The organism is Lysobacter sp. DMC97 (assembly GCF_056313745.1).
In genome coordinates, this window is sequence record NZ_JBQUZR010000005.1 from 450,093 (window position 1) to 464,151 (window position 14,059).

Below are 14,059 nucleotides of genomic sequence, written 5' to 3' on the forward strand. Positions count from 1 at the left end.
GGGATTCCTCAGGCGGAATCCGGGGGGTGATCGTGGGAATCGAACGGAGATTTTCCCTGTTCCGGCGGGCCGGCATCAAATCGGGCCGTGGGCGGCGGCGGCGCGGGCTCCGGCGGCGGCGGCGCGGCGTCCGCCTCGTCGGCACCGGCATCGCGCTGGCGCAGCAGGGTCAGCGCGAAGCCGCCGACCACCGCCGCACCGACCACGAGGAAGCCCCACAGCATCCAGCGCCGCCAATCGAGCGGCTTTTCGGGCTCGGCATAGGCCTGGGTGCCGGCCGCATCGGCGCGCGCGCCCAGCGTGGCCACCGGCGGCATCCAGTCGGCGCCCAGCCGCTTGCGCAGCGGCGCCAGCGCTTCTTCCACCGGCAGCGGCGGGCGGCGCGCGACGCGGCTGCCCGCGGCCAGCACGAACGGCCCGCGGCCCTGCGCCAGGAACACGAAGCGGTCCGGCAGGTACGCCACTTCCAGCTTCGGCGGCGGCGCCAGCGCGACCGGGCTGCGCACGCGCCAGTCGCGCGAGGCCATCGGCGCGGTCAGCACGAAATCCTCGTTGTCCACCTGCACGCCGCCCTGGCGCAGCCGGAACACCAGCGTGCGGCCCATCGGCACCCAGCCGGTGCGGTCGTCCGTCGCGGCGACGGTGCCGGGGCGCGCGTCGACGATCACGTCCGCGGTCGCGTTGTCCACGCCCAGACCGATGCCGACGCGGCCCACCGGCAGCGACGCCGGCAGCCGGTAGCGATAGACCTTGCCCTTGCCGAATTCGTCCGCGGCCTCGTTTTCGAACGTCGCCGTCACCCGCCGCCACGGCAGCGCCGAGGCACCGGCGCGCAACCGCCGCGCGGTGACCTGCAGGCCCGGCAGCGGATCGCCGTCGAGCTGGCGCAGGCGCAGGTAGCGCAGCCCGGTCGCCGGCAGCGCGATGTCGCGCCGCTGCAGCATCGCCCCGCCCTGGTGCAGCGAGACGACCGCGGCGGCGGCGACCAGCGTGTCCCAGTGCTCCAGGTCGTCGCTGCCGTCCACCGCGAAGCGGGTGCGGGCATCGCCGGTCTCGGGCCAGCGCAGCTGCAGCCGGTCGACCGTGGCCGGCCGCGCCGGATCGCGGTTGAGATCGGCGTCCAGCACGTAGTCGATCAGCGTCTGCGGCTGGCCGGCGTCGACGTTCGCTTCCAGCAGGTGCAGGCGCCCGGTGCCGTCGCGCTCCAGCCGCAGCGAGACATCGTCGCCGCTGCCATCGGCCGCGCGCGGCAGCGCGAAGATCGGCAGTGCGACCTCGGCCACGCCCGGCTGCGCCTGCGGATCGACCGTCAGCCGCGCCACCGGCACCGGCTGGCCGTCGGCGTTGAACACCTCGAAATCGCCGAGCTGCGGATCGACCAGCGCGGCGTAGACCTCGGGCGTGAGTTCGAACTGGCGCGCGGCGGCATTCTGGCCATCGGTGGCCAGCGGCCAGCGGTAGGCGTAGTCGCCGGGCGGCGCGGCCTGCGCCACGGACGCCGCACAGGCCAGCGCCACGGCGAGCGCGGCGCCCGCCGGCACCACGGCGCGGCGGATGAGACGACGACAGCGGGACACGATCATGCGACGGACTCCGTGGCGGCGCGCCGCGGCGGCGCCGGCGCGAAATACCCGACCGCTGCGCACAGCAGGCCGTAGGCGATGAACGAGACGATACCGAAAATGTCGCCGAGGTTGCCGCGGTCGACCAGCAGCAGCTTGAGCAGCACCACGCCCATCAGCACCGCGCCGGCGCCCCACAGCAGGCGCTCGCCGCGACGCGAGCCGAAGATCCAGCCGAGCACGCCCAGCACGCTCCAGACCACGGTCAGCGAGGTCTGCACCACGCTGTCGCCCAGCATCGACGGCGACCATGCGACGCCGCCCCAGTGGTGCACGCCGCGCAGCGTGGCGAAGGTGATCCAGCCGAAGGCGGCCAGCGCGAACATCGGCACGCCGACGCGGCCGGCCCGGTGGCTCGCCCACACGCCCTGCGCCAGCAGCGCCAGCGCCGCGAGCTGGAACAGTTCCAGCGGATTGAGCACCGTCACCCACGGCAACGGATCGCTGTCGCCCGGGAACAGCAGCGACAGCAGCCAGCCGAAGGTCAGCACCACGGCCGCCGACACCACCAGCACCGCGCGGTAGTCGTCGAAGCCGCGCGCCAGCGGCGGCGCCAGCAGCGACGGCCGCAGCCGCAGCGCCGCGGCGAACAGCAGCACCGGCAAACCGAGCGCGACGATGCGCCAGCCGTCGCCCATGCCCGGCACGTAGGCGGTGCCGGCGTAGCTGTCCCGATAGACCAGATGGAATGCGCCGAGCGCGATCGCCGCGATCCACGACCAGAACCAGCCGCCATGCGCGGCCAGGCGCACGAACAGGCCGGTGTCGCGCAGGCAGACCAGCGTGCGCCAGCCGGCGACGGCGAACAGCAGCCACGCCAGCGTGCCGCCGTGCGCGAACGGATGCTCGTGCGTGGCGGACTGGATCATCGCGAACGGCAGGCCGATCAGCAGCGCCAGCGCCGCGGTGCCGCCGAACGCCGTGAATTCCTCGACGCGACGCCGCACCTCGGCGGTCAGCCAGCCGGTGGCGACGAGGAACGCGAACAGCGCGTCGACGCGGTAGCGGTACTCGACGTGGTCGAGCACTTCCTGCGCACCGGCGAACGTCCACCAGCCCAGGCCCCACAGCGCGAACAGCGACACCACGCCGGCATCGAGCGTGCGCCGGTACGTCCACGCGGTGCCGAAGCCGGCGATCGCGATCAGCAGCGCGCTCATGAAGGCGGGATTGGCGATCGGCGTGGCCGAGGCGACGTCCATCGGCGAGAAGCCGGTGCTCATGCCGCCGACGCCGGCCACGTAGGCCACCGCCGCCGCCAGTTGCAGCGCCAGGCCCGTGAGCTGCGGCAGACGCTTGTCCTGGCGCACGCCCAGCCACACCAGCACCGCGCCTTCCACCGCGAACACGCTGGCCGTGGCCCGCGCCGACAGCGCCAGCGGCACCGCCAGCGTGGCGAAGCCCACCGCCAGCACCGCCCAGGTCTGCAGCAGCGGCGCGAAGCGCGCATGCCGGCGCAGCACGCCGGCCAGCGCGGCGTAGACCGCGGCCATCGCCAGCGCCGACAGCGCCAGCGGCATGCGGTCGTCGCCGAACGGCGCGCCGTGCAGCAGGCCGGCCTGCAGCGCGAACACCACCAGCGGCGTGCCGATCACCAGCGCGCCGTCGACCGAGCGGTAGACGTTGCCGTCGGCGCCGAGCGTGCGCCGGTGCGCGTAGAACACCGGGATCAGCAGGTACAGCACGAAGAACAGGACGAGGAACGGCTCGGTGGTCGCGAACTTCGCCGGCACGTAGTCGAGGACACCCCAGAGCGTGCCGATCGCGAAGGTGAAGACGAAGCCGAGCAGGTTGAGCAGCCGCCACGGACGATTCCAGGCGATGCCGAAGATGCCGAGGTTCAGCACCGCGTAGTACGAGAACAGCGCGACGTGGTTGCCGCTGCCGGTGGACAGCCAGATCGGCGCGAGGAAGCCGGCGAGGATGCCGAACACCGCCAGCGCCATCGACTCCTGCAGCACCGCCAGCACGCCCAGCCCGGCGACCAGCGCGATGGTGATCGCGAACGCGGCGCCGGCGGGGATCAGTCCGTAGAGCTTGAACGCGGCGAATGTCACCAGCATCAGCACGCCGATGGCGCCGCCCTGCAGCGACAGCGAGAACCCGCGGCGGGTCTCGCGCTGGCGCCAGGCGAACACCAGCCCGCCGAGCGCGGCGGCGGCGACGCCCGCCAGGCGCACTTCGATCGGCACCCGCACCCAGCCCTGGTCGCTGGCGTACTTCAGCAGCGACGCCACGCCCGCCAGCAGCACCAGCATGCCGATCTTCACCGGCACGTTGCCCTCGGTGAACCAGCGGCGGACGGCGTCGACCGCGCGGCCGACGGCATCGCCGACGACGTCGCGCTGCGGTTCCGGCGGGGTCCACTTCTGCGGCTGTGGCCGTGGCGGCAGCGGATCGGCCGGGCGCGTGGGCGATGCGGCGGCGGGCCGTTCGGGCAGCGGCGGCGGCACCGCGGCGGCCGGACGCACCGGCGACGGTTCGGGCGTGGGCACCGGTGCGGGTGCGGCCGGCGGCGGGACGAACACCGCGGGCGGACGCGCCACCGGCGTCTCGGCCACGGCGGCCGGCGCGGGCGCGCGCAGCGGCGCGGGGCGGGATTCGAGATCGGACACCCGCGCATGCAGGCCCTGCACGTCGCGTTCGAGCTCGTCGATCCGGGTGCGGGCGGTGCCGAGCTTGATCAGCGCCACCACCAGCAGGATGGGGATGCTCAGCAGCACCAGCCCCAGCAGGGTCAGAATCCCGGCCAAATCGTCCATCCTCCGCCCTCGTGCACCACAGCGGGTGCGACTACTTCAGGATCCGCCTCCGCGGGAGCCTTCGGCCCCGACCCTGAACAGGCGAACATGCCGGCAGCCTTCCGCATCGGCCAGCGAAATGCAACCGCAGCCCGCCGCCGTAGCGGTCCCGCCCGCTGGCGGTATCGTCAGCCGCTACCGGCGGCCTCCGGGCGGTTTCCGTGCAGGTTGCAGGTCCATTGCGCCGCGACTTGATCGCGATCGCGGTTATGGCGGAGGCTAGACACATGAACACTCCCCGCCGCCGGGTCTCGCAGCCGCCGACCAACCTGCAGATGTCGGACATCGCCCGGCTCGCCGGCGTGTCCGAATCCACCGTCTCGCGCGCGCTGAAGGACAGCCCGATGATCGCCGCCAGCACGCGCGAGCGGATCCGGCGGTTGGCCGAGGAGGCGGGCTACACGGTCAATCCGGTCGCCAGCAGCCTGCGCTCGCGGCAGACCGGGGTGATCACGGTGGGCGTGCCGCTGGTGCACGAGCGCGAGCCGCACCTGGTCGACCCGTTCATGATGACGATGCTGGCGCACCTCGCCGACACCCTCGCCGACCGCGGCTACAACATGCTGCTGGCGAAGATCGCGGTGCACCAGGACGGCTGGGTGCGGCGCCTGCAGCAGCCGGGCCGCAGCGATGGCGTGATCCTCATCGGCCAGAGCTTCGAGCACGCCGCGATCAACGAGGCGGCGCGCGCCGGCATCCCGCTCGCGGTATGGGGCTCGCGGCTGCCGAACCAGAAATACCCGGTGGTGGGCTCGGACAACCGCCTCGGCGGCCAGCTCGCCACCGCGCACCTGGCCGAACGGGGCCGCAAGCGCATCGTGTTCCTGGGCGACGAACGCCTGCCGGAAGTCGCGCACCGCCACGACGGCTATCGCCAGGCGCTGCGCGATGCCGGGCTGAAGGCCGCGCCCGAACGGCTGGTGCGCACCGGTTTCGGCGGCCCCGACGCCGAGGCCCGCATGGCCGAGGCGATCGCCTCCGGGCTGGCGTTCGACGGCGTGGTCGCCGCCTCCGACGTCATCGCCATCGGCGCGATGCGCGCGCTGTCCGCCGCCGGCCGCCGCGTGCCGGAGGACGTGGCGGTGGTCGGCTTCGACGACATCCTGCTGGCCGAACACGCGCACCCGCCGCTGACGACCGTGCGCCAGGAACTGGCCCGCGGCGCGGTCGCGCTGGTCGACACGGTGATCGCCGCGATCCGCGGCGACGCCCACGACTCCACGCTGCTGCCGCCGACGCTGATCGTCCGCGCGTCGACGTGACCCTTCGGGTTTGGTAGAGCGGCCTTCAGGCCGCTTGTGCGTTTACAGAGACGGGGCAGCGGCCTGGTGTTCAACAGCCGAATGGCTGGTCAGGCCGCTCTACCACTCGCGCGATCGGCGGCGATGACACGACGCTACCGGAACGTCCACACGATCGCCGCGGTCAGCGCCAGCAGCAGCACCGACTGCACGCGGTAGTTGCGCCACCATGGCGTGCCGGCCAGCGCGCGGGTCTCGTCGCGGTAGAACGCCGGCGTCCACAGCATCGCGTCCACCTGCCCCGCCGGCGGCGGCGCGGTGACGGCGCTGACCGCGATCAGCACGATCACGCTGAGCACGAACAGGATCGGCGCGACGAGCAGGAAATGCAGGCCCAGCGGCTGCGGCGACAGCACGTTCGCCCAGAACAGCGCGCCACCACCGACGAGCCCGGCGAGGATCGCCGCAGCGGCGCCCTTCGCGTTGGCACCGCGCCAGAACAGGCCGACCAGGAACAGCGCGCACACCGGCGGCACCGCATACGCCAGCACCGCCTGCAGGTACTGCCACAGCGACGAGAAATGTTCGATCTGCGGCGCCCACGCCACCGCCAGCACCATGAACACGATCGTGGTGATGCGACCCGCGCGCACCAGCGTCGCGCCGTCCGCGTTCGGCAGCCGCGGACGCACGAAATCCATCGTCACCAGCGTGGCCGCGGAATTGAAGGTGCTGGCGATCGACGACATGATCGCGGCGAAGAAGCCGGCGATGACCACGCCGACCAGCCCCGCGGGCAGCAGGTCGAAGATCAGCGTCGGATACACCAGGTCCGGGCGTTCGAGGTGCGGATACAGCAGGATCGCCGCCGTGCCCGGCAGCACCATCACGTACAGCACCGGCAACTTCAGCAGCCCCGCGAACAGCGCACCCCAGCGACCATGATCCTCGTTCTTCGCCGACAGCACGCGCTGGACCATGAACTGGTTGGTGCACCAGAAGTAGAAGCCCAGCAGCGGCACGCCCAGCACCAGACCCAGCCACGGCACGCCGGGATCGTCGATCGGGCGGATCAGCGACAGCCGCGCGGGATCCACCGCAGCCATCACCGCGTCCCAGCCGCCGGCCTTGTCGAACGCGAACACCGCGATGAACACCGACGCGCCCAGCAGGATCACCGCCTGCACGGTCTCGGTGTAGATCACCGCGCGCAGGCCGCCGGCGACGGTGTACACACCCGCCGACAGCGCCAGCACCGCGACGATCTCCCACAGCGGCCACTGCGGCAGGATCAGCTTGAGCATGATCGCGCCGCCGTACAGCGTGCCCGCGGTATCGACGACGATGTTGAGGAAGATGGTCAGCGCCGAGAAGTAGACGCGCGCGCGGCGGTCGTAGCGGCGTTCGAGGTATTCCGGCAGCGTGTACACCTGCGAGCGCAGCAGGAACGGCAGGAAGAACACGCAGAAGAAGGCGAGCACCACCGTCGCCATCCACTCGTAGTTGTAGACCGAGATGCCGGTGCCGTAGGCCGCGCCCGCGAGGCCGATCAGCGTGGTCGAGGAAATGTTCGACGCCAGCAACGCGAGGCCGATCACCGGCCAGGTGGTCGAACGCGACGCGAGAAAGTAGTCGTCCGCCGAGGCGCGACGCTTCGAGACGAGCAGGCCCAGGCCGACGATCCCCAGCGCGTACAGCGCGAGAACGACGAGATCGAGGGTTTCCAGATGGACGTGCAGATCGGCCATGACGGGCTCCAGGCGGACGCGGCGGGCGGTAGCGGACGCCGGCAGGAAGGGTCGCCGGCGGAGGGATACTGCGTCAACGCAATCGATTGTGCATGCTGCATCGCAACAGGATTTGCCCGTCTTCCGCCGCGGCGGCTGGCGGGTATCGGCATCCACGATCCGCCATATCAAGCGATATTTTCCCGCTTTTCATGCGGTTATCGAAAAACCGGGCGCGAAGCCCGCGGCACGCCACCCGACGGGCGGCCATTTTCGACAGAAAATACTTGCAATCGATTGCGTGACTCGCTATCACATCTCCGCCCGGCAGCCTGCCGCTGCCCATCTGACACCCGGAGATTCCGCCGCCATGCGCCACCCGTCGAAGTCGTCCCTGAAATGCCGCACCACCCTCCGCCCGCTGTCGTTCGCCGTGGCCTGTGCCATCGGCCTGTCGTGCGCGCCGGGCTTCGCGGCCGCGCAGTCGCAGGCGCCCGCCGCCGACACACCGACCGACGGCAACGACCTCGACGCCATCGTGGTCACCGCCACCGCCGGCGGCAAGTCGAAACTGCGCAGCAGCGTCTCCACCAGCGACGTCACCGCCGACACCGTCGAGCGCGCCGCGCCGCGCTCCACCGCCGAGATCTTCCGCAACCTCCCCGGCGTGCGCTCGGAATCCACCGGCGGCGAAGGCAACGCCAACATCGCCGTGCGCGGCCTGCCGGTCGCGGCCGGCGGCGCGAAGTTCCTGCAATTGCAGGAAGACGGCCTGCCGGTGATGGAGTTCGGCGACATCGCGTTCGGCAACGCCGACATCTTCCTGCGCTACGACGGCTCGGTCGATCGCATCCAGGCGGTGCGCGGCGGCTCGGCGTCGACGTTCGCCAGCAACTCGCCCGGCGGCGTAATCAATTTCATCAGCAACACCGGCGAGGTGCAGGGCGGCTCGGTCGGCCTGACCACCGGCCTGGACTACGCCAGCAATCGCGTCGACTTCCGCTACGGCATGCCCTTCGGCAACGGCTGGCGCTTCCATGTCGGCGGCTTCTGGCGCGCGGGCGACGGCGTGCGCGACGCCGGCTACACCGCCGAGAAGGGCGGCCAGCTGAAGGCCAACCTCACCCGCGACTTCGACAGCGGCTACATCCGCTTCCACCTCAAGCGCCTCGACGACCGCGCGATCGGCTACCTGCCGGTGCCCACGCGCGCGACAGGCAGCAACGGCAGTCCGCACTTCGGCGCCATCAACGGCTTCGACCCGGCGCGCGACACGCTGCAGAGCCGTTACTTCCGCAGCGACATCGGCCTCGACGGCAACAACAACCGCCGTCGCACCGACATCACCGACGGCATGCATCCGGACAGCACCGCGTTCGGCGTGGAAGCGCAGTACCGCTTCGGCGACGGCTGGCGCATCGACGAGAAATTCCGCTACGCCGACAACAGCGGCCGCTTCGTCGGCCAGTTCCCGGCCGAAGTCGGCACCGCGTCCGCGCTCGCCACCAGCGTCGGCGGTGCCGGCGCCACGCTGCGCTACACCAATGGTCCGAACGCCGGTCAGGCCTACACCGGCACCACCGTGCGCACGCATCTGTTCAACACCGAGATCAACGACTTCGGCAACGTCGTCAACGACCTCAAGCTGACCCGCAGCCTCGACACCGGCGACGGCAAGCTCGATCTCAGCGGCGGCTACTACCGCTCGCGCCAGAAGATCGACATGGACTGGGTGTGGAACTCGTACCTGCAGACGCTCGAGGGCAACGGCCGCTCGGCGCTGCTTGATGTCTACGACGCGACCAGCGCCAACCTCTCCGACAACGGCCTCTACGCCTACGGCGTGCCGGCCTGGGGCAACTGCTGCACGCGCCGCTACGCCGCCACGTACACGATCGGCGCGCCGTACTTCTCGCTGTCGTACGCGCTGGGCAAGCTCGACATCGACGCCAGCGTGCGCCGCGACACCGGCAAGGCGCGCGGCCACTACGCCGGCAGCGTGCAGGTCGCGAACGTCGACGTGGACGGCGACGGCGTGATCTCCGCGCCCGAACGCAACGTGTCGGAAGTGAACAACGCCGCCGCGTCGCCGATCGACTACGACTGGGGCTACACCTCGTACTCCATCGGCGCGAACTACCTGTTCCAGGACGACCTCGCCGGCTTCGCGCGGGTCAGCCGCGGCGGCCGTGCCAACGCCGATCGCCTGCTGTTCGGCGTGGTCCGCCCCGACGGCTCGGTGCGCGCGCAGGACGCCGTCGACATGGTCGACCAGCTCGAAGCCGGCCTGAAATGGCGTCGCGGCGGCCTCAGCCTGTTCGGCACCGCGTTCTATGCGAAGACGGAGGAACAGAACTTCGAACTGACCAGCCAGCGCTTCTTCGACCGCGTGTACAAGGCGCACGGCCTCGAACTCGAAGCCTCGCTGCGCGTGAACGAATTCTTCCTCAATGGTGGCCTGACCTGGACCGACGCGGAGATCAGCAAGGACGAAATCACGCCGGCGAACGAAGGCCACACGCCGCGTCGCCAGGCCGATCTCGTGTACCAGCTCACCGGCGGCTACCAGGCCGCGAACTGGACGCTCGGCGCGAACCTCATCGGCACCACCGATGCCTACACCCAGGACAACAACCAGCTGAAGATGCCCGGCTACACCCAGGTCAACCTCTTCGCCGATTACCGCTTCGCGGAGAACTGGGTCGTCGGGCTCAACGTCAACAACCTGTTCGACACCTTCGGCATCACCGAGGCGGAGGAAGGCGCGATCGTCGACGGCACGGAGAACATCATCCGCGCCCGCTCGATCCCCGGCCGCACGATCTCGGCCAGCGTCCGCTACGAGTTCTGAGCCCGCTGCGACGGGCGCGCGCCGGACTCTTCCTCTCCGGGACGGCGCGCGTCCGCCGCTTTTTCACTTTCGAACAGGCCCATGAACGCCTTGCGCATGCCCGACGACCCGCTCCGCCGAACGTTCACCGACGCCGTGCCCGCCGCACGGCGCGACCTCGCGCTCGCGCGCTGGGACACGCACGCCCCGCGATTGATCGCGGCACTGCGATCCACGTATGGCGATGCACCCGCGCTCGAAGACGCGCTGCGTATGCTCGTCGCCGGCATGGCCGCCTGCGCCGACGCGCGCACCGACGCGCTGCGCGCACTCGACCTCGCGCGCGAATGCGACTCGCACTGGTTCCTCGCCGCGGACATGCTCGGCTACAGCACCTACGTCGACCGCTTCGGCGGCTCGCTGCGCGGCGTCGCCGAGCGCGTGCCCTACCTGCAGCGCCTCGGCGTGCGCTACCTGCACCTGCTGCCGTTCCTGTGCCCGCGCGAGGGCGACAGCGACGGCGGCTTCGCGGTGCGCGACTACGACCGCGTCGATCCCGCACTGGGCGACGACGCCGACCTCGACGCGCTCACCGCGCGGCTGCGCGACGCCGGCATCAGCCTCTGCGCCGACCTCGTGCTGAACCACACCGCTGACGATCATCGCTGGGCACGCGCCGCGCGCGCCGGCGATGCGCATTACCGCGACTACTACCACGTGTTCCCAGACCGCACGCTGCCCGACGCGCACGAACGCACGCTCGGCCAGGTGTTCCCGCTCACCGCGCCCGGCAATTTCACCGAGGTGCCGGGACTCGGCCACGTGTGGACCACGTTCTATCCGTACCAGTGGGACCTGAACTGGGCGAATCCGATGGTCTTCGCCGAGATGGCGCTGACGCTGCTGCGCCTGGCGAACCGCGGCATCGAGGCGTTCCGCCTCGATTCCACCGCCTACCTCTGGAAGCGCCTCGGCACAGACAGCATGAACCAGCCCGAGGCGCATGCGCTGATCCAGGCGCTGCGCGCAGTGGTCGACATCGTCGCGCCCGGCGTGCTGCTGAAGGCCGAGGCCATCGTGCCCGCGCCAGCGCTCGTGCCCTACTTCGGCGACGGCGACGCCGCCGGCCACGAATGCCATCTCGCCTACCACAGCACGTTGATGGCCTCGCTGTGGGCGGCGCTGGCCGAACGCCGCGCCGATCCGCTGCGCGCCGCGTTCGCACGCACGCCGGCATTGCCCGACGGCTGCGGCTGGCTGGCCTACCTGCGCTGCCACGACGACATCGGCTGGAATGTCCTGCGCGAGGAAGCCGCCGGCAGCCCGACGCACGCCTCGTTCGACCTCGCCCGCATCGCACGCTTCTACGCCGGCGCCGAAGCCGGCAGCGATGCCCGCGGTCGCGATTTCCAGAGCGCGGGCGACGACATCGTCCACGGTACCAACGGCATGACCGCTGCGCTCTGCGGACTCGACGCGGCGCGCGAACGCGGCGATGCCGCCGCATTGGCCGCCGCGGAAGCACGCTTCCTGCTGCTGCAAGGCCTGATGCTGGCCGCGCCGGGCCTGCCGACGCTGTACATGGGTGACGAGATCGCGCTGGGCAACGACGAGCGCTATGCCGACGATCCACTGCGCGCCGGCGAAGGCCGCTGGCTGCATCGCCCGGCGATGGACTGGGCGACGGCGGAGGCGGTCGAACGCGGCATGACGGACGACAGTGCTGGCCACATCGGCACGACGCTGCGGCGGATGCTCGCCGTACGCGCCGCGACACCGGCATTCCGCGGCGATGCGTCGACGCACGTCCTCGCGTTCGACGATCCGGCCGTGCTCGGCTTGCTGCGCGGCGACGACGTGCTGGTGCTCACGAACCTCTCGCCATACGAAGTCGCTGTGGTGCCGGATGTCGACGCTGCGCTGCCCCTCGCCGGCTGGCGCGACCTGCTCGACGACGACGGTGCCACGCACGCACTGCCCGCCACGCTCGCACCGCATGCGCTACGCTGGCTGCGACGCACCGACACGACCGACGCCCACGCATGACCGCCGACGACGCCACGCCCGTCTACGCCGCCATCGAAGCCGGCGGCACCAAATTCGTGTGCGCAATCGCGACCGACGACGGCACGCTGCTCGAACGCGTGCGCTTCCCGACGCGCGATCCCGCATCGACGCTCGCCGAAGCACGCGCCTTCTTCGACGCCGCGTCGCAACGTTTCGGCGCGCCGCGCGCGCTGGGCATCGCCAGCTTCGGTCCGCTCGAACTCGACCCGCGCGCCGTCGCCTACGGCCGCCTGCTGCGCACGCCGAAACCCGGCTGGCACGACGCCGACCTGCGCGCGCCGTTCGCCTCGCTCGACATCCCGATCGCGCTCGACACCGACGTCAACGCCGCCGCGCTCGCGGAAGCGCACTGGGGTGCGGGCCGCAGCGACGACGGCGCGCCGCTCGACAGCCTCTGCTACGTCACCGTCGGCACCGGCATCGGCGTCGGCGCGGTGATCGCCGGCCGCCCGCTGCACGGACTGCTGCATCCGGAAGTCGGCCACATCCATCCACGCCGCCATGCCGGCGACGCCGGATTCGCCGGCGTCTGCCCGCACCACGGCGACTGCCTCGAAGGCCTCGCCAACGGCCCCGCCCTGGTCGCACGTCTCGGCCACGACCTCGGCGACGCGCACGCCACCCATCCGGTGTGGGACATCGAAGCCGACTACCTTGGCCAACTCTGCGCGCAACTCGCGCTCACGCTGTCGCCGCGCCGCATCGTCCTCGGCGGCGGCGTGATGCAGCACGAACGCCTGCTCGCCCCGATCCGCGCCCGCACTCGCCACTGGCTCGGCGGCTACCTCGCACGTGACGAAGTCGAAGGCGGGATCGACGCGTACATCGTGCCGCCCGGTCTCGGCGACCGCAGCGGGATCCTCGGGGCGCTGCTGCTGGCGATGCGCGCCGCAGCCGAGGATCGGTCGGCGCGTTGATGCTGGCGCGGAGGTTCGGCCTGTGTCACGCCGTATTCGAGACGCACGGGCAGGAGACGATGCGCGCATTGCCCGATGGCGCATCCTCACTCCCGTCATCCCGGCGAAAGCAGGGATCCAGCTTTGATGCGGAAGTCATGGCTGGAAACGGCCAATAGCGGTCATTGGAGGCGTCTCCGAACTCGATCGTTATTGGATTCATCGTCTGGGAGCAGCATTGCACAGCCGCCCCGGGCGGCTCGACGTTCTTTGGCACGTAAGTTGCTGATTGATGCTGGAACAATCGTGCAAGGGGTCGTCCGGTAAACTACCGGACGATCAACGCATTCGCGACTACAAGAGGCGCATGCCACACGCCCACTGCGTCTTCGTTGACACCCACCTCCTCCAAGCAAAAACTGCGCAGTTCGCGCGTTTTATGCTGCGCCGCGATGTTCATCTCTCACCAAATGGATTCACATGAAATGCATTATTTGCCGCGTCGACAAGGACACGTTTGAGTTCAGCGACGAACATGTTATTCCCGATGCACTGGGAGGCTATTACCACATCTACAGCGTTTGCCGGACCTGCAACTCCCGGATGGGAGAGACAGTCGATTCCGCGCTAGTCAACCACAAGCTGGCCGACCTATATCGATTTGTTGAAGGCATGGCTGGCAAAGGCGGCGCGATTCCCAATCCTTTTGTCGGTCTCGCGACATCGTCTGAAAGCCCGGACATCAAGGCACGCGCTATCGTGGATGACGACGGCATGCTGAAATTCCATTTGATTCCCCTGACCTGCGTACGGATTTTGTAGCCACTCAGGCGGTGAGTCCTGTGGTGATGGTATCGGGTTCGGACCAGTTCCGG

8 protein-coding genes are annotated in these 14,059 nt (G+C 70.4%); 5 read left to right on the forward strand and 3 right to left on the reverse strand.

The window, feature by feature from the left end:
- Nucleotides 1-8 precede the first annotated feature (8 nt).
- Together ACT53Q_RS13645 and ACT53Q_RS13650 are read right to left on the reverse strand one after the other, a co-directional pair.
- Nucleotides 9-1,583, reverse strand: coding sequence for a DUF3999 domain-containing protein (locus tag ACT53Q_RS13645; protein WP_476187184.1), 1,575 nt, complete (start codon nucleotides 1,581-1,583; stop codon nucleotides 9-11).
- Complete coding sequence (locus ACT53Q_RS13650; RefSeq protein WP_476187185.1) at nucleotides 1,580-4,384, reverse strand: DUF2339 domain-containing protein; 2,805 nt, start codon at nucleotides 4,382-4,384, stop codon at nucleotides 1,580-1,582. The genes ACT53Q_RS13645 and ACT53Q_RS13650 overlap by 4 nt, the downstream gene beginning before the upstream one ends.
- 266 nt (nucleotides 4,385-4,650) lie before the next feature.
- On the opposite strand from ACT53Q_RS13650, the gene ACT53Q_RS13655 reads away from it, so the two are divergent.
- Nucleotides 4,651-5,685 (forward strand): LacI family DNA-binding transcriptional regulator, encoded by a 1,035-nt coding sequence (locus tag ACT53Q_RS13655; RefSeq protein ID WP_476187186.1) that lies wholly within the window; start codon nucleotides 4,651-4,653, stop codon nucleotides 5,683-5,685.
- A gap of 134 nt (nucleotides 5,686-5,819) precedes the next feature.
- On the opposite strand, the gene ACT53Q_RS13660 is transcribed toward ACT53Q_RS13655, so the two are convergent.
- Nucleotides 5,820-7,412, reverse strand: coding sequence for a sodium:solute symporter (locus ACT53Q_RS13660; RefSeq protein WP_476187187.1), 1,593 nt, complete (start codon nucleotides 7,410-7,412; stop codon nucleotides 5,820-5,822).
- 349 nt (nucleotides 7,413-7,761) lie between these two features.
- Here ACT53Q_RS13660 and ACT53Q_RS13665 point away from each other — a divergent pair, with 349 nt between their 5' ends.
- The 4 genes from ACT53Q_RS13665 to ACT53Q_RS13680 all read left to right on the forward strand — a co-directional run bounded on the left by ACT53Q_RS13665 (nucleotide 7,762) and on the right by ACT53Q_RS13680 (nucleotide 14,006).
- Nucleotides 7,762-10,242, forward strand: coding sequence for a TonB-dependent receptor domain-containing protein (locus ACT53Q_RS13665; RefSeq protein ID WP_476187188.1), 2,481 nt, complete (start codon nucleotides 7,762-7,764; stop codon nucleotides 10,240-10,242).
- An 81-nt stretch (nucleotides 10,243-10,323) separates the two neighbouring features.
- Nucleotides 10,324-12,267 carry an alpha-amylase family glycosyl hydrolase gene (locus tag ACT53Q_RS13670; RefSeq protein WP_476187189.1) on the forward strand — a complete coding sequence of 648 codons (1,944 nt, stop codon included), beginning with the start codon at nucleotides 10,324-10,326 and terminating at the stop codon, nucleotides 12,265-12,267.
- The gene (locus ACT53Q_RS13675; RefSeq protein ID WP_476187190.1) at nucleotides 12,264-13,205 is read left to right on the forward strand and encodes an ROK family protein; all 942 of its coding nucleotides are present in this window, start codon (nucleotides 12,264-12,266) and stop codon (nucleotides 13,203-13,205) included. Before ACT53Q_RS13670 ends, ACT53Q_RS13675 begins: the two co-directional genes overlap by 4 nt.
- A 459-nt stretch (nucleotides 13,206-13,664) precedes the next feature.
- Entirely contained in the window at nucleotides 13,665-14,006 is a 342-nt protein-coding gene (locus ACT53Q_RS13680; RefSeq protein ID WP_476187191.1) for an HNH endonuclease, read from the forward strand.
- The last annotated feature ends 53 nt before the right edge of the window (nucleotides 14,007-14,059 follow it).